The sequence below is a fragment of the Chitinophaga sp. CF418 genome (genome assembly GCF_900142925.1).
GTDB lineage: Bacteria > Bacteroidota > Bacteroidia > Chitinophagales > Chitinophagaceae > Chitinophaga.
In genome coordinates, this window is record NZ_FRCN01000004.1 from 482801 (window position 1) to 503493 (window position 20693).

A 20693-nucleotide genomic window follows, 5' to 3' on the forward strand; every position below is an offset into this window, starting at 1 on the left:
TCCTATGAATAGAAAATTAATACTGGGCGAACGGATCATGTATGTAGCTGCCGCAGCAACTGTAAACTGTATTTTCACGGCAAAGATACGCGGCGCCGTTACCCTGGAAGGCCTGATATATGCCCTGGGGAAGATACAGCAAAAACATCCACTGCTGGGAGTTGTAATCAGGGAAGATGAAAACGGCAGGCCTTATTTTGTATCAGATACCAAGATCCCCCCTATTCCTGTGCAGATCGTGGAACGCCGGGACAACGACCACTGGCAGGTCGTATCTGCCGCTGAATGGGGACGCACTTTCGATGTGCGTAAAGGTCCGCTGGCAAGAGTAATCTGGTTACGTTCGGATAAGGTGTCTGAACTGCTGTTAATACTTCCTCACTGCATCTGCGATGGCACCTCTATTCTGACACTGATGCGCGAATTACTGCAGGTACTGGACAAGCCCGAGACAGTATTAATCCCCTACCCTTCTTTTGAATCCATTCACAGCTTTATTCCAGCAGCGTTATTGTCCAACTGGAAATTACAGCTGAAGTTATGGCTGTTGTCGAAGGTAGCAGGTGTTGTATTGGCCTTAAAAACAAGGGAACCGCAACCTGTACAAGGCAAGCACTATATGGTACACTGGAAGCTGGACAAAGCAGCTACGGCTGCATTAATAACTGCCTGTAAGATTGAGAATACCACCCTGCATGCAGCACTCTCTCTTGCCTTTATGGAGGCCCACCGCCAGGTGATGGGAGACGCCTCTCATGGTAAAGTGATCTGCCCTGTTGATATCCGCCGGTTCGTTCCGGAAATAAAACAGGACCACCTGTTTGCTTTTGCGCCTATTGCGGAACTGAGTATCAATAATATAGGAAGCAACTTCTGGACAAAGGCCCGTCAGTTGAAGACAGACCTGACCAGCGCCATAGAAAAGATGGATGTACGAAAATTACTGTTGACCAGTGAATATTTTCATACAGCCGCTACACGAATGGTTGATTTCCTGAAAAGAACCGATGGTACACATGATGTTACGCTGTCCAATATGGGTAAACTGGACATTCCGGACCAGTACGAAACCTTTGAACTGGAAACACTCTATAGCCCCAGTGCTGCTTTCCCCTGGAGGAATGCCAATACACTGGTGATCAGCACATTCAGGGGACAGGCTGACTTTTCCTTTATTTCCTGCGAGACCTTCCTGGAAGAAACGAAGGCCAGGGCCATTGCTCAAAAAGTGCAGGAGTTACTGTCTATAAACCCCGTTCATGAACCAGCCCATCAATAGTACCTTAAAGAAGTTCACGCAGCGCCAGGTGCTCTTTTACTTCACTACCAATGTGATTATTAATGCGCTGGTGCCCTATTTCGGTTTTGACGATCTCAATACCGTTTACCTGTTCCGGGGGGAGCATCCGGTGGCAAGGTTCTTCCTGCCTATGGCGCTGTTGCTGCCTTTATGTATCACTATTGACATATTAAACAAAACCACTACGCTGCTGGAGAAGGAACAGCTGGTCACTTCCCCGCCGCCTAAGAAGGTCAAGATCCGTTTCATGCTAAAAACAGCCTCACTGAACGCAATAATCACCCTGTTTCTGACGTTAGCCGCTATGCTTGGTATACATGCCTGTTTACCCGAGAATTACAGCTTTAATGGTACATTGCTGTCAGTTCTCTCAGGAATACTGGCCGGAGGTATGGCGATCTTCTTTACCCTTCAGCCGATCCACAAGGTAAAAAAGCTGTATCCGCACTAACAATCAGGAATATTACATAATTTAGTCATGGTAATTGCCTGATTGTTAAGAAGGACAATTCCCATTACTAAAACGACCATGCATGAAACGCATCATTGCCATATTAGCATTCCTCTTACCCCTTGCGATACATGCGCAGACGAAACTGGAAGATAAGATCGCAGAAGACTTTTCCGATAAGTTAGCCAAGCGCTATGAGGTAAGGAACGATTCCCTTATCGTTTTCGTGACCGAACAGATGTCAAGGAGCGGGGCCGCCGGATTGGATATTGATAAAACAATGACCGAGCTGAAAAAAGATCCTGCCGCACTGGATGCTGCCCTGAAGTTCATTTACCAGTTCAGCAACGGGAACAGGCAGCAGTTCATCACTCACCTGCGTGCTATCAATCTTCAGAGCAACAGTGTATTCCCACTGGCAACTTATACGGTGAATAAATTCAAGGGAGAGACCAAGGAGCTGCTGGAGGAAAAATCTACCCTCTACACTACCGGCGCTATCCCTGCTACCCTGCCGCCATTGCAGATAGCACCAGCTGTAGCGCAGAACAATGCCAGCCCGGAAGTAACAAATACTACTGAACCCAATTCCAATAATGCTGTTAGTCCGGCAACAGATGTTCCTGCAGAACCAGGCACTACGCCAGCTGCAGCAGCCGCACCAGCTTCTCCTGCAGCAGATAACTTCAACTGGGATGTAAGACAGATCTTCAAACTGCGTCAGCCCGATCAGCTGTATGCCCTCTATGGGAAAGAGCATGTGGTGGCGCGCCAGGCACAGGATTTCCAGGGAAATGATATCGGCACAGCCTATTATGTATTCCCGGATACTGACAATGAAATGATCGTACAATTTGACGGAGAGAAAGGTACCAGTGTTTTCTTTACTAAAGAGAACTCCAAATGGAAACCTCCCTTCGGTATCAAAGTCGGCGATCCGCTGGATAAGGTGGTGAAAGTAAACGGCAGGGACTTCCGCATCCATGGTTTTGAGTGGGACCTCGGCGGTGAAGTGGCTGACTGGGAAGGTGGCGCCTTCGCAGGTAAGGGTGTGAATATCGCCTTTAAAGCCAATAACTCCAGCGATCCTAAATTGTACGACCAGGTAACCGGCGATAAGAAAGTAAAAACCGACGCTTCAGCTATGAAAAAGCTGGCGGTTGTGGTGGATAAAATTGCGTTCAAAAGCAATTGATTATACCAGCAGTTTGTTGTCAACAGCATACTTGATCAGCATAGCGGTGTTCTTTACTTCCAGCTTAGCGAGTAATTTTTTCCGGTGACTATTCACAGTATCTGCACTGATAAATAACTTCTCTGCAATTTCGCCATTCGTATTTCCTTCAGAGATCAGACATAAAACTTCTTTTTCCCTTCTCGTAAGAGGAGGGAATTTTTTTTGTATGCCTATCCTTTCACTGCTCAGCGCCTGTTTAACAGCCGGGGAAAGATAGATATCACCCGCGTGCACGGTGTGAATAGCATACAACAGTTCGTCTTTGTCGGCAGTATTCAGAATATAACCGCTGGCGCCGCATTGCAACAGTTCAGCGATATACTTTTCATCCCTGAGGGAACTCAATGCCAGTACAGATACTGTCGGGTATTCCATTCTTATATTGGCGCACAGTTCAATAGTATCTATGTCTGGCAGGCAGGTATCCACAATGACGATGTCAACGGGGTTATGCAGCAGAAATCTGAGGCAAGCGCAGCCACTACGGGCATGTCCTGCTAATAAAATATCATGCTCAGTGCCAAGAAGTGAACGCAGGCCTTCCTGGATCAACGGGTGGTTGTTTACGAAATACAGGCGGATCATGGGTATCCAATTTAAGATGCCAATGTGGGCGGTAGCGGGCTACAAGCTACTTACAGCAGGTATTCGGCATTATATGTAATATAACGAAAATATCAACATAATAACATACACCGGTCCCATAAAGGATCTGTATTCTCATCAATAGCCGCCATCAGGGCGAGGCCGATACCGGCTACACCTTCCAGGATGCCATAACTGTTTTCATAGCCGTCTTTTGCATAAAACCGGAAGCCTCCGGGGCCATCCTTATGCGTATTCATTTGTAAAGTCTCTTGTAACCAATATGTTGCACCTGTTAACAAAGCGGGGTCTTTTGTTTGCAGCCAGGCACGCCGGTAGATGTGTGCAATGCCGGCACTCCCATGACAAAGGCAGGCGTCATATACGTTGCTGTTCTTAATATTGCGGTGCGTCAGTGTATGGTGAAAAATCTGTAAGGCTTTCTCCTGATAAGTGTTGTCCTGTAACCAGATACCGGTATTCAACAGCAGCGTGGCTATTCCCAGATCGCCATAACACCATCCCAGGCGGCTCTGTTTACCCGTCAGCGCCTGATGGGTAGCATCTGTCAGCACGGGATATAGTGCAGTCAGTCCTTCCTCCGGACTGTTTTCCGCTTTTAGTATCCAGGTTATTCCCTGCCGGATCAGGTCATTGGTTTGTGTAACCGCAATTCCTTTGTGATGGATCATACCGAGAACGGAAATGATGGCGGGAACGCCGTGGGCCAGGCCCATATTGAAGGTAACTTCTCCGGGAGGCTTTCCTCCCAGTCCGGTCAGGTGATCCTGCCAGCTAATACCATCCTCTGTTTTCACAGCTGTTGATGCCAGGGTAGATACCAGGTCTGTCAGGTACTGCTTTGCCTGCGGATGTGCGTCTCTCTCCAGGAAATACAGGGCAATGCCCAGTCCCTGGTGCAGGAAGTCGTGTTGTCCCTGGTGCAATGCACCCAACATCTCCTGTCCCAGTATTTCATCGACTTCTTCAAACATATCATCCAGGGTATCTTCATTCACAAAACCAGCTTTAATGAGATGCTGTATGTTCCATACCATACCGGCAATACCACTGCAGTAAGAGTATGGCAGGGCTGTTGCGGCCATGTCCTGCACACTTCTTTCCAACAGTTCGTGCACCTTCTGCAGGTATTTCTGTTTTCCTGTTAGCTGATAATAATAAGCGAAGAATAAAGCAGCGCCCGTGTAACCTCCCAATAAGCCGGGGAAGGCTGTCTCTTTTGTAAAGTGGTCGAGGGAAAGGCTGATGTCCTGTAATATTTTTCCGGCGGTTCTTTTATCATTCATATTCATCTGGTACAAAAATCATGGTGCGGCCAACAACCACAGCTATGCCGCACCATGATGAATTTAGAATCGGCAAGAGTCCACGCTGCAAATAGGCGCACCCTGGCTGATATCGTCCGTACAAATTTTAAAGGAAAGAATAGTAGTAGTTGGCGCTGCTACTAAACCGTTGTTCATATCCTGTTTTGCACGGTTTAAACTTGCGATCCTGATCTTTCCAAGGTCCAGTTTCTTTTCTGTTTTCTTTTTCATAAGAAATGAGGTTTTAGATTTTGAATAAACTGCTGTACTTAGTTTCTGCCATCCTGAGGAGGAGGACATTTGAACAGACTGCAACCTGTATAAGTAGGAGCATTAGCCTGCTGGTTTGCAACTTCCTGTTTTGTGGTGCTCAGTTTGGCAATCTTGATCTTGCCAAGAGTAAGCTTCCTGCTTGACGCTTTTTTCATAGTTAACAAGTGGTTTTAAATATTAAGAAATGAATGTTCTCCTTTAGCGGTCAGGTTTTTAAAGTGGGAATGTGGGCACGGTTTTCATTATGTTTAAAGATAAGGATAAAGCCTGCTTCACCTCATCACTGGAAAGGGGGATTTTCTGTTCTTTTTTTCCAGTAGATGAAATATCACCTTTTAAGGGGGGCCTGGAATGTGTGGATAAGGGTTATCTTTTTATCTGTATTCACACGACTATGATAACCAATAAAGGCTTTTACCTGCTCAGGTCTCCACTGCTGCCGGTAGATTTTTTAACCCGCTTCTTACAGCTTCCTTACGCCGCACTGGCCGACGAGATTAAGCAGACATTTACAGACCCTTATCTGGCGGAGGCCATCTATATTGCCTCACCGGAACTGAGCAATGAGTTACGGAAATGGCAACAGGGGCAGCTGACGGGAGAAAAGGATGTCAATAAACTGGTATTATCCCTGCTTAGATATCTGCTCCGCATGAGCACCCGCTGTACGCCATATGGCCTGTTTGCCGGCTGTGCAACGGGCGCTTTCGATATATCTACAGCTGTCCACCTGGACGAACGCCAAAAGCACCGGAAATACTGCCGGCTGGACATGAACTATGTAGCCGAACTGGCGGAAAAGATCGCCCTGATACCGGCAGTACAGGAACAGCTGCATTATTTCCCGAATAACTCTGTTTACAGGACGGGAGATAATTACAGGTATGCGGCATTCACCATTAAAAACAAATTCCGGCAATATGATCTTACTGCTGTCAACTACTCTACATACCTGGAAAAGGTGCTGGAAAAGGCAGCTACCGGAGCTACTATCGAGGAGCTCTGTGTATATCTTGCCAGTGAAGAAATCTCCCCTGAGGAAGCCCGGGAATTCATACAGGAACTGATAGAAAGCCAGCTGCTCATCAGTGAACTGGAACCAACTATCACAGGCGAAGAATTCTTTCATATACTGGCCAGGAAACTAAAAGCGCTGCAACATACGGAAGGCATTCATGATACATTGGCAACTATTCAACAGTTGCTCGGCATGCCTTCCACCGGCATTGACAAATATCTGCAAACGCATGCGCTTGTCAAACAATTACTACCGGATACCAACAATAAAGACCTGGTACAGACGGACCTTTTTCTGTCCACATCCACCAACACTATCGGCCAGCAGGTTATTACAGAGATACAGGAACAGGTGGCCGCCTTATGGAAACTGCCGGCGCCGGACCGGACCGGGGATCTGCAAAACTTCATTAAAAGTTTCCGGGAGCGGTATGAGGAGCAGGAAATACCACTGGCCATTGCACTGGATACAGAAACCGGTATCGGTTATGGCGCTTATACCAGTCATTATTCAGCCTATGCCCCCTTACTGGACGATATTGTTATAAAAAACAATAGCGGGCCGGATACCATCTCATGGAATAATATGCGGCAATTCCAGCTGAAACGGTATATGGACTGCCTGCAACAGCAGCAGATGGAAATAACATTAACAGATGCTGATATAGAGACTCTTTCCAATGCTGATGACGCTCCCATTCCGGATAGCTTTTACGTCATGGGAAGTATTGTCAGCGAAAGTGCAGAGGCGGCAGACAATGGGGACTACCTGTTTGACTTTAGTTCCTGCGGAGGACCTTCTGCCGCCAATCTGCTGGGGAGGTTCTGTCATGGCGATGAGCTGCTGAAAGAAAAGGTGCAGGAGTGTCTTGCGGAAGAAGCACAATACAACCCGGATGTGATCTATGCAGAGATCATTCACCTGCCGGAAGCAAGAACCGGAAATATCCTGTTGCGGCCACAGTTAAGGGACTACGAAATTGTATACCTCGGCAATGGCAGCGTTGCAGCAGATCGTCAAATACCGGTAACTGACCTGATGGTAAGAGTGGAAAACAATGCAGTAGTGCTGCGATCACGCAAGTTCAACAAACGGGTGATGCCCCGCCTGAGCACTGCCCATAACTTCAGTATGGGTAGCTTGCCTATGTATAAGTTTCTGTGTGATCTGCAGTTTCAGCAACTGCATCATGCCACCGGCTGGCAATGGAATCTTCCTATTACAGCCCCCTTCCTGCCAAGGGTACGGTATAAAAAGTTTATCCTGCAGAAATGTACATGGAGCTTACATAAGAAAGATTATCCGTTATTGGTAAAACATGGCGGTGTGGACGAACATTTCAAGATATTCCAGGACATCAGACAGGCATTACGTTTGCCCAGGTACCTATCTATTGCCGAGCGGGATAACGAGCTGTTTATTGACCTGGATAATGAGTCTTGTGTTCATTTACTGGTTACTACATTGCTGAAGAAAGAAGAAATCACTTTACAGGAAATATTACAGACGCCCGGGCATTGCTGGATTAAAGGACCAGGAGGACAGTTCACGAATGAATTGATTATTCCTTTTAAAAGGAACGCGGACAAACAGGCTAAAGCTGCAGTGCAGGCAACTGTGTATTCACTCCCGCAACGGCATTTCCCTCCAGGTAGTGAGTGGCTATACGTAAAAATATATGCGGGCATCAATACAACGGAAAAGATCCTGAAAACGGTGATCAAACCACTTATAGAAGATCTCAGCGCAAAAGGTGTTATAGATAAATGGTTCTTTATCCGCTATACTGATCCCGATGATCATATCAGGGTACGCTTCCACCATGCAACTGACAAAGACTTCTGGAAGACCGTGCTCGCTCAACTCTATGGTATTATCTCCAGTGAAATAGATCCCGGGCTTATTCATAAGATACAGACGGATACCTATATCCGGGAGGTGGAACGGTATGGAGCCGGCACAATGGAACTGAGCGAACGTATTTTCTATCATGACAGCGAGGCTGTATTGGGATGTATTGATCTGCTGGAAGGGGAAGAAGGTGAAAATTACAGGTGGCTGATAGCCATACGGGGAGTAGAAATGTTATTACAGGATTTCGGTTATTCACTGCCAGAGAAATCTGCTTTTCTGAAGAGACTACAATATCACTTCTTCCAGGAATTTGGCGGTGGGCAGACATTACAGACCCAGTTAAACAGCAGTTACCGCAAGTATATGCGCCAGATCAGCAGTTTCCTGGATCCGGAACAGGATACGAACAATGAAATAGGGGATGCTACTGCATTGCTGGCAATAAGATCATCCCACATCCGACAGGCAATCCAGGATGCACCTGTTGAGAGATGGGACAACCTTATAGGCAGTTATATTCACATGTTCCTTAACAGGATGTTATTATCCAACCAAAGGAAACAGGAACTTGTCATTTATCATTTCATGAATAAATATTACGAGTCCAGGCTGGCTATGCAAAAGAAACAGCTTATTTAGCATCATCCCAGAACAAGCGGGTCAGCTGTGCAATGACAGCCTCACGGGTAGCTGTATTTGCTTTCGTATCACTAACAAAAACGGCAATGGCATAGTGCTTCCCGTTAGGTAAAGTTACAATACCCACGTCATTTGTAGCCGCGGTAACCCCGTCCGTATTGGTATCGGAAGTACCTGTTTTATGCGCTACCACAGCCTCTTTTGGGAGTAGTCCTCTCATTCTTCCCGGGCCTGTGGTAGTCTCTTTCATGATCTTCAGCAGAAAGTCGTTGCTGGACTTCGATAAATACTTACCAGTATGAACGCCTTTCAAGAGCTGTAACATGGCAACAGGTGACGACCAGTTGGTATACTGCACTTCCCATGCTTTGGCGGCCTGTTCTTCCGTTGCCCTGATCGCAATACTGTCTACTCCAAGGCTGTGAATATACTCCTCCACATAAGTGGTACCTCCCACCAGGCGGAATAATAAATCGCAGCCACTGTTATCACTCTGGGATACTGTGTATGCCAGGATATCGCTCAGCTTCATATCAGTACCTTCCGGGAATTTCTCACGCATAGGGCTCCACATTTTAGGCAACAGGTCTTCCTTACGAATGTGGATGACCTGGTCGAGGGCAAACTTTCCCTTATCTACCTGGTCGAGTACCGCTATTGCCAGGGGAAGTTTGAAGACACTCTGCATCGGGAAACGGTCCTTCCCATTCAGGGTAATGGTATCACCGTCTTCCAGCGACATCATTGCCATTCCCACATGACCATGGGCAGTCTGTGCTATCTCCTGGATCTTTTTTCTGTCAGCTTTCTTCTGTGCATTGCTTTGAAGGGTAAGCAATAAAAAAGGCAGTATTATACTGCCGGATAAAATACAATTCTTCATTTGGGTTATAGTGCTTTAAATATCGGCTTCCGATTTCATGCGCTTGTCAAGCAATTGCTGCAGCAAGATAGCAAAATCTTTATCATTGGGAGGCATCAGGAATGTCTTGTGGTTTCCTTTTACATTGTGTACAATAAGGCCTTTCAGGGCATATGGCTTCCATCCCAGATAGATAGGGTCATCGAGGAAATACAGGCGTGTATCAACCCGGAACAGGTCAATTATACAGGCGTCAGAAGGTTGCATATGGTACTTGCGGTAGGCAGCTTCATATTTTTTGTTGATCTTGTCTTCAGCGCTATCCAACGATGGAGGGCTCTGCATTCCCATATATACAGCGAACTCATTATATTTTCGCTGGAAAAAAGACTGTTGGTAGCGAATGGTTTCCATTGGCTGCCGCACCAGGGAGCTGGTCACAAACAGTAATTTGGGGAATTGGCGTTTTATCTTCCTGATATACCTGGGCAATCCGGTTTCAAAATGCCCCCTGTTGTAGGCATAGGTATCAAACATTGCCAGCATTTTCACCTGCTTGCCCATGGCTTGTAGTTGCCTGGCCATTTCGAAGGCCACAATCCCTCCATATGAATACCCTGCCAGGGCGTATGAATCACCAAAGCCTTTTTGAAGTAATGCTGCAATATATTCTGCTGCCATATCTTCAAGCGTCTCAAAAGGTTCATCTATCCCATTTAGCCCTTTCGACTGAAAACCATATACAGGCTGGTCGGGATCTACATTGCGGGCAATGTTATTGAACAGGAGTACATTCATATCAAGCCCGTTGACAATAAAGATCGGCGGCTTGTTACCTGTAGGTTTTACAGGAACTAACAGATCCCAGGAAATGGCGAGGTCGTCGAGTTCGAGTTGCCTTGCCAGCTTTTCCACAGTGTTGGCTGTAAACAATCCGGCCAGCGGCAGGCGTTTTCCGGTTTCTCTTTCCAGGCGGGCCATGACCTGCATAGCAACGATAGAAGTACCACCCAGTTCAAAGAAATCATCCCTGATACCAACCTCTTCTATCTCCAGGAGCTCACTCCATAAGTCGGCGATCAGCGTTTCCTGTTCAGTGCGGGGAGCGATATATACCCTGTTAGCCTTTTCCATTTCCTGTCTTTTCGCTTCCAATGCATTCCTGTCTACCTTACCATTAGGCGACAAGGGAAAGCCGGGCAATGTCACAAAGTTGCTGGGTATCATGTATTCAGGCAGGGTTGTTCTCAATGCACGCTGCCATTGGGCGAACCGTGCAGGCTGGTCTTTTTCCAAGACTACATAGGCTACGAGGCGCTCGTCTTTGGGTAGGACCACGACGTCCTTTACCCCTTTCTGTTTGCTGAGAGTATGTTCGATCTCTCCCAATTCAATCCGGTACCCCCTGACCTTTACCTGGTGGTCTATCCTGCCCAGACATTGGATCTCTCCTCCATTAACGATCCGGCCCAGGTCTCCGGTTTTATACATCCGGGCGCCGGGAATATCGGAGAAGGGGTCGTCCATGAAGAGCTCTGCTGTCAATTGAGGTCTGTTCAGGTAACCCTTCCCTACTCCAACGCCTCCCATAAAGATCTCACCTACTGTCCCGTCAGGTACGGGTCTTAAATAGGTATCCAGAATATAGACATACATGTTACATATAGGGCGTCCAACAGTAATGATCTCATCATCGCCATATATCCGCTTGTATGTTGCCCATACAGTGGTTTCAGTTGGGCCATACATATTCCATAAAGAGTCGCATTTTTCCAGTAATCTTTCCGCCAGCCGCTTTGACAATGCTTCCCCACCGATCAATACTTTTATCGGCAGTCTCTCATCCCATGACTCGAGCATCATCCTCCAGGTAGCTGGTGTAGCCTGCATGACTGTCACTTCCTCTTTTTTAACAATGTCCATCAGTAACCGTGTATCCTTCGAGGTTTGTGCATCGGTCAGAATGATCTCTGCCCCGGTGATCAGCGGCAGATATAACTCCAGGCCCGAAATATCAAAAGAAATAGTAGTAAGCGCCAGCACACGGTCATTTTCGTCAAGACCGGGTTCATATTGCATTTCTACAAGGAAATTCACTAATCCCCGCTGTGTGATCTGTGCACCTTTCGGTTTACCTGTTGATCCGGAAGTGAATAACACGTAAACCAGATTGTCCATGTTGATGTGTATCTCCGGGGAAATAGTGGAATATTGTATTACCTGCCTGAGCAGGTCTTCCATCAAAATCATCTTGCCGGTATACTTAAACCAGCTGCTATATTTTTCTTCCGTGATCAGAAAACCCGCTCCGGTGTCTTCAAGCATGAAGTCGATCCGCGCCTGGGGATATTCGGGATCAAGCGGGACATAAGCAGCGCCCGATTTAACAATAGCCAACATGACAATGACCATCTCCGGAGAACGGTCTAGAGCCAAGCCTACGATACATCCGTGTTTGATGCCGTAATCCACCAACAGCCTTGTAAATTGGTTGATGGAATTATTTAATTTATGATAAGTTAATACGCGATCCCTGAAGCGTAACGCAACTTTATCGGGGTACAGTGACGCTTTTTCATGGATGAGTTCTGTTAAAGAACGTAATTCCAGTGGATTTGAATTGCGATGGTCGTCCGATATGAGTATGGGGTCCCGTTCAATTTTCTCTTGTCTGTCCCACATAGGCCTTCAGATGATATAGTACTGATTATATTCTTCAAACAAGGAAAAACAGAATTGGTTCAACATGTTGAAAAAAACATATCTCTATCCGATGCTGTTGCAGCAATAACCAATCAATGTGAGGCCAACAGGCAGATACCCTCCAAGAGTATAAATAATCAATCAATATATGAAAAGGGCTCTGTCCGCCGTGATAATTTTGCACACTCAATAACAATATAAAAATACAGCATCCAAGACAGGAATAACATGAGAAAGGCAGTATAATTACAAGCGCATCTTCGGCGTCGGCAAAGTTATGGGGAATGTCAAGGAGTTGTTGTCACCTTAAAGTTTCTTCGGGTTGCTGATGGTGAATACCCTGGACAAATTGAAGCCAAATCGGATCTCACCTTTAGCCCAGCTTCCCGTAGTACCAGTGATAAAGGATTTTTCGTTCATACCGGTAGAATTTGAAAAGTGGAGTTGAAATACGTGGCCGCCGGTTTCAATATCAAAGCCCAGGGATAAGGGATCTTTATAGATTGTCTTATCCAGCCCCTGAATAATATAATGATAGTCTGCAACAAAAGCCATCCGTTTTGATAATTTCAGCCTTGTGCCTATACCCAAAGCATAAACGTCATTTTTATCGGTTGCCAGGGGAACTACGTTCCGGTGCACAAATATGGGAGAAAGCTGAAAACTAAATCTTTCGCTGAATTTCCGCCCGATGATGATCTCGTTATAAAATCCCATGCGACTGCTGAAATAGTTTTTTCGTGCGGTATCATTCCAGGGTTGCGTGCTTAACGTTATTCCGCTTATTAAAATGACGGACAATGGGAAAGCCCCGGGGCCTTTAGATTGCCATATGGGACGAAACTTCAGGAATCCGTCCCATTCCTTGCCAACATTACTTCTTCCAATGCCGACAGTAAGGCTGTTAAGGATGCCATAGTCGAACCCAAAACGCATGTTAGCCTGATCAAGGCCAAACAGATTATTAGCTCCGGAACTCACCTCTCCGAAACGGTGAAGAATACGTACATCAAGAACGCCTCTGGCAAGCAACTCCATGGAATGCCCGTTAATTACTCTTGTTGACTTGAATGCATTTTTAACGTGTTCCTTCTGTCCTATGCTATCTTTCTCAATGAGCGAAAGGAGATTGTCTTGCGCCAGTAATTTGTCTGATATTAGGGATAGCAATAAAAGCCCGAATATTAACTTTTTCATTCCTTGCAATTTTACTTCAATGCGTTGTAGATACACTCTATTTTAACGGTCGCAGTTTTGGAAATTTTGTCTTTCACCAGCCCGGGGATAGAGATGTTATAATCAGAGATTAAAACGGTGAATTCAGTGTGAGCATTCACCACCTCACCGGCAATATTCAATATTCCGTTGGTTTCTATTTCTTTCTTTGTACCGTGCATTTCAAGGAGGCCTTTTATTTTAAGAGGATACGTACCATCCTGCCGGAAGTTTACTTTATCAATGTTGATAATTTTCCCTTTAAAAATAGCTTTCGGGTATTTGTCACTTTCCATGTAATTTTCGTTAAAATGTTCCTGCATCAGGGCTCTTCTGAATTCAAACCCCTTTATCAGAACTGCACATTCAATTTGACCAGTACTGGTATCAAATACACTACTAGCGCCATTATTTACAGCCTTGATGTCTTCCAGGTCTGTACCCGCCTCGAAGGAAATATGACCGTTCTTTGTAAAAAACCTTTCCTGAGAGAAGACAGTGGCTGTTAAAAGGAGCATTGCGCTCAGCAAAATATACCGTTTCATGTCATTGGATTTTGGAAATATGCTAGTCAGCGAGGCTACATTTGTTTAAGATAATGTCTGCCAATTTTCCGGTACAGTTACCTTTAACACGTACCGTTGCTCCCGGAATTATTTTTTTCACGGAGCCAGCTTCATCATCATAAAAACCGCAAGTAATGGAAGACAGAGGGTCACCGGTTTCCAGGAAGACAGTTGCATGTCCGGCATTGTCCACCTGTACATTAGACACTTTCCCGGAAATGATCAATACCTTGTCGACATATAACGAGTTGGCCGCCATTTCATCCTGATTGAAGGCTTCGGCCAGGGCTGCTGCATTGAGTTCAATGCAGCCAGTTTGCTTCCTGCTGTCAGCAGGTTTTCTGTTATACAGGTGCCACCCGTATCCCCCTCCTGCAATTGCCAGTATTAAAAAGCCAGTTATGATCTTTTTCCACATTTGCATAAGTCTTATTCAATTATTAGGTGTACCGGAACTAATCCAGCATTTCAATAAAGCAATTTCGGCTGCTGAAAGCGGAGCTGTGGGTGGCATAGTCTTTTCGATGATTACCCGTTGATTGATCCGGGATGCACTGGACCTGATCTGGTCATATGTTTCCAAAATGGTGTTCCCAGCTGCCCCCGCAGCATTATGACAACCGGCTGTAGCACATTTTCCAGCTACCAGGGATTTAACATTTGTGAATGTACCGGACACTTTGCTGCAGTCAGTGGTATTACTCGGGTAAAGCTGCTCTTCATTATCGTAGTAACATCCTGCAACAAACATATTTAGCAACATAATGATGGACAGTACTTGTAATAAATGGCCTTTGTTTGTCTGTATAATCTTCATGTTTCAGTTAATTAGTTGTTCGTTGCACCGGACTGGACCCATTTCTCAATCTGTTTTATTTGACAGGCCGGCAATTTATTGCCTCCCTGTGGCATGGCTACATAACCGGAAACGTGATTAATGCTGCCTGCTAACCTGCCGTTCAATGCAACTACTTTCACCCCGTTATAGTTACTTAAATCAACACCACCGCCTAACGATGTGGGATTGTGACATCCTTTACAGTTAACGCTGATGATGGGAGCCACGGCACGTGAGTAAGTAAATATAGATGTATCACATGCGCTTATACATTGATTATTCTGCGCTCCCTGGTCAATCCATTTCCGGATAGATGCTATCATCGCAGATGAGAACGGTGTATGGGGTGCCGGTGGCATGATATCTTCATTGCCGGCGGTTATTACTTTATAAAGTTTACTTTCTGTAGCATTGTTCGATGTCACTATACGCATAATACCGTCATAGTTGCTGAGAACCAGCTCCTCCTGATGAGTAACCTTGTCATGACATCCGCTAAGCGCGCAACCAGTGCTGAGCATCGGCTGGATTGTGTTTGAAAAATATACAGTGTCAGGCCTGCAAGTGCCGATGGCCAGGAAAGAATCCGTATTGCCAGCCCCCCCGGTATCTGGAGTGTTGGGCTGAAGGGGGACCTCATGCTTACAGGCAATGCCCCACAAAATGATTGCTGCAATCAGTGTTACTAAGGTAAATTTCACTATTAACGGTTTTAATGGAACAGAAGAGCCGGTGTTACCAATTAAACTGTTTTTTGAAGAAGATATTTCCTTAGGATCGCCCTTAGTTACCCAACGGTAGAAAATCATTTCCGGGTAGCAATAATATGAGGCCGAATAGTAATAAAGCGTTTTTCAACAGCGTTCAGTACCCGCCCAATACCCATTTACGAAAATTTTCGGTACGTTCGAAACTCGTAATGGTATTACGGTCGGTTGCTGGCCGGAGGGTTAGTTTCAGCCTTGATTTACTGGCAGGAGCCATTTGTACAATTGCAGATATGTTTATAATAAATTGCCTGTTAATACGAAAGAAAAAATGAAGGTCCAGCAGCAGATACAACTGCTCAAGGGTATAGTCCACCGCATATTTCATCCCGTCGAAAGTAACAAGATAGACCACTTTGTTTTCTGTGTAGAAATATGCTATATCTTCAGTCTTCAGCAATTTCATTTGTGCACCGACAGAGACCATAAATCTCTCCTGGTAGCGGGATGGCATCTGCACCGATGGCAGATTGGTTTTATAGTGTCCGCGTCCACGGGCGAAACAGATGTCATACCTTTTAAGCGCTTCCCGTAGTTCGCTTTTTTTTACTGGTTTCACGATGTAATAAATGCCGTTGGCCTTAAAGGCCGCTATTGCATGTTTGTCATATTTACAGGTAAAAATAACAGGAACCCTGTTTTCAAGTTTTTTAAAGATTTCAAAACTCAGGCCATCGGGAAGCTGCACTACGGAGAATATAAGATCCGGCGCCGCATTATGTTGCAGCCATTGCATTGTATCCTTAATACTGGAGCAATGACCTGCTATCTTTTGCTCGGGCGCAAGTTCTTCCAATAGCGTCTTCAACTGCTGAAACGCTTCCGTATCATTTTCAATAATCAGAGTCCGCATACGTTAACCTTTGACTTGCCTTCAACCGGCGGTTTACAGATCCGGCATCTTGTTTCAAAAGCTTATTAAATATACCTGCAAAATGTTTATGATATAATGACGGAGGTTATAATTTTCCGTGATAATGATCAACCAGGTGGCTGTCGGCCACCCGAATATTATGTCACGGCATAATGTGTCCACGCCAGGTCTGATTAAAGCAGTTGTTATTAACGCAAAGAAAAAGACGGTGTAAACCAGCCTTCCGCGCCAGTGACGCTGGCAGGTCTACGCCGAGATAATTCGCGTAGTTGCTAAGCGCATGCTGGCACACTCCCTGTTTAAACTAACTAGTTCCCAGCGATATTGTATTCAAAATCAGGATACAGGGCAGTATTAAAGATCGTGTAGTTATTCGTTGGTTGCTGATAACCATAAAGGAGGAACACGCCTGCAAGCAAGAGAAGCCCTTCCCCTAGACTAACCGTATGCCTGTTATAGGTAACCGTAGTTGGAACTCATGGTAATACTTACTGATACTTTGATTTTTACTTACCGATACAGAACTTGCTAAAAATAAAATCCAGCTGATCTTCATTCGTGATCTGGCCTGTAATTTCTCCGAGATAGTGAAGACACCTCCTGATATCAAGCGCCAGCAGATCTCCGGGCAACTGACTATCTAACCCGAATCTCACATCCTGCAGGGCTTTCAGTACTTCCTGTAAAGCGGCATAATGACGGGCATTTGTTACAATGGTATCTTCGGTATTGATATCGCCGCTCATTACTTTCTGCACCAGGCGGTCTTTCAATTCCTGGATATGTTCATGTTGCCTGGCAGAAATGAACAGAATGCCCTCTATGCCGGCAAATTTCGCCTCTATGACAGGTAGCCCTGCAATGTCTGTCTTATTACCGATCAGCAGATAATTGACGCCTTCCTGTTCGAATGTGGCCACCTGTACCTGGAGATCGGTCAGTGAGGTCTCATTTACATCAAACAGGTACAACACAACCCCAGCCTCCCTGATCTTCTCCATCGTCTTCTGTACGCCAATACTTTCAATCACATCTGTGCTTTCACGGATACCTGCGGTATCAATAAGACGGAACAGCACTCCCTGTATGTTCAGTACTTCCTCGATGGTGTCACGAGTTGTACCGGCAATATCACTAACGATAGCCCTGTTTTCATTCAGGAGGGTATTCAGCAAAGTAGACTTACCGGCATTGGGCTTGCCCACAATAGCGGTATTGACGCCATTCTTGATCACGTTGCCCATACGGAAGGAATCCACCAGGTGTTTTACTACCTCCGTCGCTTCATTGATCAAACGGTACAACTGGGTACGGTCGGCAAACTCGACATCTTCCTGGCTAAAGTCCAGTTCCAGCTCTATTAGTGCCGAAAAGCTGATCAGCTGCTCTCTGAGGGCATATAATTCCTTTGAAAAACCGCCTCGCATCTGCTGCATAGCAGTCTGATGGCTGGCGGCAGAGTTGCTGGCGATGAGGTCTGCGACTGACTCTGCCTGAGTAAGGTCCAGTTTACCATTGAGGAATGCCCGCATAGTGTACTCTCCGGCTTTGGCCATTCTGGCGCCGGCATGAATGCAGGCATCAATGATCTGCTGTTGGATATAGGGGGAACCATGGCAGGATATTTCCACGATATCTTCCCCGGTATAGGAACGGGGAGCTTTGTAAAGACTTACCACGACTTCATCAATAGTGCGACCGCTTTCCACAATAGGCCCGAAATGAAGGGTGTGGCCAGGCTGTTGATGCAGGTCTTTTGCCGGGAATAATTTATTACAGATGTCGATAGCTTTTGTCCCGTTGAGGCGGATTACCGCAATTGCTCCTATTCCTGGTGCTGTAGCCAGCGCTACAATAGTATCATCGTATCCTGTAAGATTATTCCCTAGCATAACATTATTCAAATTCAGGCAGCAATATACCCAATAAATAAAAAATCCCAGTCCCGGCTATACCGGTACTGGGATTTAAGAAAATATCCTTAGATCTGCTACTCTTGTAAAGTAAAGCGGATTGGCAGGTTGAACTGTACAGACACCTGACGGCCGTTCTGTTTACCAGCTTTCCATTTAGGCATTATTTTTACCACACGGATTGCTTCTTCTTCCAGACCGCCACCTTTCGCAGCGCCTACAGTTTTTACATCTTTGATGTTACCTTCAGAATCTACTACGAACTGTACAAACACAGTACCTGAGATCGCATTTTCCTGCGCAACGCGAGGATAGTGGATGTTTTTGCTCAGGAACTTAGCCAGCGCTTCCTCACCACCAGGGAAGGTAGGCGGCTGTTCTACGAATGTAAAGATCTCTTCTTTTGGAGGAGGAGGTGGAGCCTCTACCACACCGGTACCTTTACTATCTTCCAGCAATCCTGGGTCAATACCGTTAGGATCCCCTTCTACAGTTTTAGTACTGATCGCCTTATTTTCAATTTCCTTGATTTTTGGCGGAACCTCATCTTCTGGTACTTCTTCATCCTTCTTAATCACAGGAGGAGTGAATTGTACAGAAGGCTTCACCGGAGGTGGCGGAGCAGGCGGAGGTGGAGGTGGAGGTGGTGTTTTCGGATCGTCCGGCAACTTCACGTCCTCCATCTTGATCTGCTCTATCACAGGCGCTTTGTTAGGGTTTTCCCTTTCAATCTTGAGTATGTAGTTATTAATTGCATAACCCCCGATAACAATCAACATCAGCGCAGCACTACCTATTATGGCGTTGCGTACCCTTTTGTCGTACTGTCGTCTGAGATCATAAGCCCCATATTCTTTATTCCTGTTCTCAAACAGGATATCCAGAAAATCGGACTTTAAGATTTTAGCGGTATCCATTGTTTAAATTTTAAGGATGGATGCAAAAGTTAATTGTCAATTACTTGGAGCCTCCAGCGTTAGCTGCCTCAGTCTGACGGATCCAGGTTTTATCCTGGTCACTGATGTCAACTGTTGCGTAACGTTGAATACGGTTAATAGCCATTTCGTCCAGAATGTCAACGAAATCCTTGTATGTAGCGTCATCATCAGCTTTAATGATCACAACCACATCTTCAGGTTCCCCTTTTGCATTTCTCGCTTTAGCAACCTCATCCCGCTTTTTAATAATTACGTCTCTGATACCCCCTTTATTGGCAAAGGTGGTCGCCTTGAAGAAATCAGGATTGGCTGATGCATTCGGGTCTTGCGCCAAACCTTCGTAATAATATACCCGGTCTTTTTTTCCAAGCAGTATAGTGAGGGCAGTACTTTCTTTTACTTTGTTCTGCTCTTTTTCATCCTTAGTATCCTTCGGCATGATCAGGTCCATTGTCTTGGGCTTGCTCATGGTTGTAGTCAACATGAAGAAAGTAATCAGCAGAAAGCCAAGATCCACCATCGGAGTCATGTCTACACGTGTAGACTGCTTCTTTGATTTCGTACCCTGGTGTTTGCCTTTACCACCACTACTACTGGTATCCATTTCTGCCATAGTAGCTCTTTTTTTAAGTTTTCAATAGCAACTCAGCACCGCAGCACTGCCTGCTGTTTACTTTTAAAGTGCTTTATTCCTCATCACGGGCTAAAGCTGCTGCTGTTCCTGGTGGAGGTGCCTCCAGATTTGTAACCAGGTTCAGCTTCTGGATCTTCTTTTCTTTGAAGGTGTCCAGGATGTCCTTTATCTTAGGATAAGGAGTTTGGTTATCGGCCTTTACGCAGTACTGCAGTCTTGGGTTTCCGCCCTGTGCAGATCTTGCATACTCGATCCATACTGCAACTTCATTATTGGCAGAGTCAGTTGGAATACCTACTTCCAGACCAGCTTTCTTACGCTCTTCCGGTTTCATGGAGAGATAAGACTTCAGGTTTTTGATTTCAGTTCCTACGCTGGCGCCAATGATAAAGTTGTTCATTTCTTTGTCACTCAGTCCAAGCTTGTACTGTTCGTTCAGATCCTGAATCAGTTTCTGCCTTTTAGGCTGACCGTCCATACTGAAGAATACCCTACCGTCTTTATCCACTGTCAGCATGATCACATCAGAATCCGGCAGCAGTTTAGTATTGATGGAAGACGGAGTTACCACAGTCACCGGCTCGTCCGGTTTAAATTTAGTAGCCAGCATGAAGAACGTGAGCAGCAAGAAAGCCACGTCACACATCGCGGTCATGTCAACCAGCGTGCTCTTCCTGGGCATTTTAACTTTAGGCATC

At 45.7% G+C, this 20693-nt stretch carries 20 protein-coding genes; 4 read left to right on the forward strand and 16 right to left on the reverse strand.

Translation table 11 applies throughout. The features are described from left to right. Nucleotides 1-4 precede the first annotated feature (4 nt). The 3 genes from F3I09_RS12155 (at nucleotide 5) to F3I09_RS12165 (ending at nucleotide 2946) form a co-directional block, all read left to right on the forward strand. Entirely contained in the window at nucleotides 5-1279 is a 1275-nt protein-coding gene (locus F3I09_RS12155) for a condensation domain-containing protein (protein ID WP_149695292.1), read from the forward strand. Then, complete coding sequence (locus F3I09_RS12160) at nucleotides 1260-1751, forward strand: MHYT domain-containing protein (RefSeq protein ID WP_149695293.1); 492 nt, start codon at nucleotides 1260-1262, stop codon at nucleotides 1749-1751. Before F3I09_RS12155 ends, F3I09_RS12160 begins: the two co-directional genes overlap by 20 nt. Nucleotides 1752-1833: 82 nt before the next feature. Next, nucleotides 1834-2946 carry a hypothetical protein gene (locus F3I09_RS12165; RefSeq protein ID WP_149695294.1) on the forward strand — a complete coding sequence of 371 codons (1113 nt, stop codon included), beginning with the start codon at nucleotides 1834-1836 and terminating at the stop codon, nucleotides 2944-2946. Here the strand turns inward: F3I09_RS12165 and F3I09_RS12170 are convergent, their stop codons facing one another. The 4 genes from F3I09_RS12170 to F3I09_RS34035 all read right to left on the reverse strand — a co-directional run bounded on the left by F3I09_RS12170 (nucleotide 2947) and on the right by F3I09_RS34035 (nucleotide 5329). Beyond that, nucleotides 2947-3573 carry a response regulator transcription factor gene (locus F3I09_RS12170; protein WP_149695295.1) on the reverse strand — a complete coding sequence of 209 codons (627 nt, stop codon included), beginning with the start codon at nucleotides 3571-3573 and terminating at the stop codon, nucleotides 2947-2949. A 92-nt stretch (nucleotides 3574-3665) separates the two neighbouring features. Further along, a complete protein-coding gene (locus tag F3I09_RS12175) occupies nucleotides 3666-4880 on the reverse strand; it encodes a lanthionine synthetase C family protein (RefSeq protein ID WP_188133775.1) in 1215 nt (404 codons plus the stop codon). 63 nt (nucleotides 4881-4943) lie between these two features. Next, nucleotides 4944-5132 (reverse strand): hypothetical protein, encoded by a 189-nt coding sequence (locus F3I09_RS12180; RefSeq protein ID WP_149695297.1) that lies wholly within the window; start codon nucleotides 5130-5132, stop codon nucleotides 4944-4946. A gap of 38 nt (nucleotides 5133-5170) precedes the next feature. Continuing rightward, the gene (locus F3I09_RS34035) at nucleotides 5171-5329 is read right to left on the reverse strand and encodes a hypothetical protein (protein WP_188133776.1); all 159 of its coding nucleotides are present in this window, start codon (nucleotides 5327-5329) and stop codon (nucleotides 5171-5173) included. A gap of 239 nt (nucleotides 5330-5568) precedes the next feature. Here F3I09_RS34035 and F3I09_RS12185 point away from each other — a divergent pair, with 239 nt between their 5' ends. Next, a complete protein-coding gene (locus F3I09_RS12185) occupies nucleotides 5569-8685 on the forward strand; it encodes a lantibiotic dehydratase (RefSeq protein ID WP_188133777.1) in 3117 nt (1038 codons plus the stop codon). Here F3I09_RS12185 and bla read toward each other — a convergent pair. The 12 genes from bla to F3I09_RS12245 all read right to left on the reverse strand — a co-directional run bounded on the left by bla (nucleotide 8678) and on the right by F3I09_RS12245 (nucleotide 20692). Further along, nucleotides 8678-9568, reverse strand: a complete 891-nt coding sequence (gene bla, locus F3I09_RS12190) for a class A beta-lactamase, subclass A2 (protein ID WP_149695299.1) — start codon at nucleotides 9566-9568, stop codon at nucleotides 8678-8680. The two genes, F3I09_RS12185 and bla, sit on opposite strands and share 8 nt — an antisense overlap. Before the next feature lie 15 nt (nucleotides 9569-9583). Continuing rightward, nucleotides 9584-12229: a non-ribosomal peptide synthetase gene (locus tag F3I09_RS12195; protein WP_149695300.1), complete on the reverse strand. Its 2646-nt coding sequence runs from the start codon at nucleotides 12227-12229 to the stop codon at nucleotides 9584-9586. A 327-nt stretch (nucleotides 12230-12556) separates the two neighbouring features. Continuing rightward, entirely contained in the window at nucleotides 12557-13447 is an 891-nt protein-coding gene (locus F3I09_RS12200) for a DUF5777 family beta-barrel protein (RefSeq protein WP_149695301.1), read from the reverse strand. An 11-nt stretch (nucleotides 13448-13458) separates the two neighbouring features. Next, nucleotides 13459-14010 carry a YceI family protein gene (locus F3I09_RS12205; protein WP_149695302.1) on the reverse strand — a complete coding sequence of 184 codons (552 nt, stop codon included), beginning with the start codon at nucleotides 14008-14010 and terminating at the stop codon, nucleotides 13459-13461. 22 nt (nucleotides 14011-14032) lie between these two features. Further along, nucleotides 14033-14455, reverse strand: a complete 423-nt coding sequence (locus F3I09_RS12210; protein WP_149695303.1) for a hypothetical protein — start codon at nucleotides 14453-14455, stop codon at nucleotides 14033-14035. Between the two features lie 9 nt (nucleotides 14456-14464). Then, a complete protein-coding gene (locus tag F3I09_RS12215) occupies nucleotides 14465-14848 on the reverse strand; it encodes a hypothetical protein (RefSeq protein ID WP_149695304.1) in 384 nt (127 codons plus the stop codon). An 11-nt stretch (nucleotides 14849-14859) separates the two neighbouring features. Further along, nucleotides 14860-15570, reverse strand: coding sequence for a c-type cytochrome domain-containing protein (locus F3I09_RS12220; RefSeq protein ID WP_188133778.1), 711 nt, complete (start codon nucleotides 15568-15570; stop codon nucleotides 14860-14862). 163 nt (nucleotides 15571-15733) lie between these two features. After that, on the reverse strand, nucleotides 15734-16489 hold the full coding sequence (locus F3I09_RS12225; protein ID WP_149695306.1) for a LytTR family DNA-binding domain-containing protein: 756 nt from the start codon (nucleotides 16487-16489) through the stop codon (nucleotides 15734-15736). Nucleotides 16490-17016: 527 nt separating this feature from the next. Then, entirely contained in the window at nucleotides 17017-18402 is a 1386-nt protein-coding gene (gene mnmE, locus F3I09_RS12230) for a tRNA uridine-5-carboxymethylaminomethyl(34) synthesis GTPase MnmE (RefSeq protein ID WP_149695307.1), read from the reverse strand. A 98-nt stretch (nucleotides 18403-18500) separates the two neighbouring features. Beyond that, complete coding sequence (locus F3I09_RS12235; protein WP_149695308.1) at nucleotides 18501-19340, reverse strand: energy transducer TonB; 840 nt, start codon at nucleotides 19338-19340, stop codon at nucleotides 18501-18503. A gap of 40 nt (nucleotides 19341-19380) precedes the next feature. Continuing rightward, a complete protein-coding gene (locus F3I09_RS12240; RefSeq protein WP_149695309.1) occupies nucleotides 19381-19974 on the reverse strand; it encodes a biopolymer transporter ExbD in 594 nt (197 codons plus the stop codon). 73 nt (nucleotides 19975-20047) lie between these two features. Next, nucleotides 20048-20692 (reverse strand): biopolymer transporter ExbD, encoded by a 645-nt coding sequence (locus tag F3I09_RS12245; protein WP_149695310.1) that lies wholly within the window; start codon nucleotides 20690-20692, stop codon nucleotides 20048-20050. Nucleotide 20693: the final 1 nt, after the last annotated feature.

Excerpts from the sequence above, each read along its gene's own strand:
- F3I09_RS12235 (WP_149695308.1), bottom strand. The coding sequence starts at position 19,340 with ATGGATACCGCTAAAATCTTAAAGTCCGATTTTCTGGATATCCTGTTT.
- F3I09_RS12180 (WP_149695297.1), bottom strand. The coding sequence starts at position 5,132 with ATGAAAAAGAAAACAGAAAAGAAACTGGACCTTGGAAAGATCAGGATC.
- F3I09_RS12155 (WP_149695292.1), top strand. The coding sequence starts at position 5 with ATGAATAGAAAATTAATACTGGGCGAACGGATCATGTATGTAGCTGCC.
- F3I09_RS12165 (WP_149695294.1), top strand. The coding sequence starts at position 1,834 with ATGAAACGCATCATTGCCATATTAGCATTCCTCTTACCCCTTGCGATA.
- F3I09_RS12205 (WP_149695302.1), bottom strand. The coding sequence starts at position 14,010 with ATGAAACGGTATATTTTGCTGAGCGCAATGCTCCTTTTAACAGCCACT.
- F3I09_RS12200 (WP_149695301.1), bottom strand. The coding sequence starts at position 13,447 with ATGAAAAAGTTAATATTCGGGCTTTTATTGCTATCCCTAATATCAGAC.
- F3I09_RS12175 (WP_188133775.1), bottom strand. The coding sequence starts at position 4,880 with ATGAATGATAAAAGAACCGCCGGAAAAATATTACAGGACATCAGCCTT.
- F3I09_RS12195 (WP_149695300.1), bottom strand. The coding sequence starts at position 12,229 with ATGTGGGACAGACAAGAGAAAATTGAACGGGACCCCATACTCATATCG.
- F3I09_RS12210 (WP_149695303.1), bottom strand. The coding sequence starts at position 14,455 with ATGCAAATGTGGAAAAAGATCATAACTGGCTTTTTAATACTGGCAATT.
- F3I09_RS12225 (WP_149695306.1), bottom strand. The coding sequence starts at position 16,489 with ATGCGGACTCTGATTATTGAAAATGATACGGAAGCGTTTCAGCAGTTG.
- F3I09_RS12240 (WP_149695309.1), bottom strand. The coding sequence starts at position 19,974 with ATGGCAGAAATGGATACCAGTAGTAGTGGTGGTAAAGGCAAACACCAG.
- F3I09_RS12170 (WP_149695295.1), bottom strand. The coding sequence starts at position 3,573 with ATGATCCGCCTGTATTTCGTAAACAACCACCCGTTGATCCAGGAAGGC.
- F3I09_RS12185 (WP_188133777.1), top strand. The coding sequence starts at position 5,569 with ATGATAACCAATAAAGGCTTTTACCTGCTCAGGTCTCCACTGCTGCCG.
- mnmE (WP_149695307.1), bottom strand. The coding sequence starts at position 18,402 with ATGCTAGGGAATAATCTTACAGGATACGATGATACTATTGTAGCGCTG.
- F3I09_RS12160 (WP_149695293.1), top strand. The coding sequence starts at position 1,260 with ATGAACCAGCCCATCAATAGTACCTTAAAGAAGTTCACGCAGCGCCAG.
- F3I09_RS34035 (WP_188133776.1), bottom strand. The coding sequence starts at position 5,329 with ATGAAAAAAGCGTCAAGCAGGAAGCTTACTCTTGGCAAGATCAAGATT.
- F3I09_RS12215 (WP_149695304.1), bottom strand. The coding sequence starts at position 14,848 with ATGAAGATTATACAGACAAACAAAGGCCATTTATTACAAGTACTGTCC.
- F3I09_RS12245 (WP_149695310.1), bottom strand. The coding sequence starts at position 20,692 with ATGCCTAAAGTTAAAATGCCCAGGAAGAGCACGCTGGTTGACATGACC.
- bla (WP_149695299.1), bottom strand. The coding sequence starts at position 9,568 with ATGAAGAATTGTATTTTATCCGGCAGTATAATACTGCCTTTTTTATTG.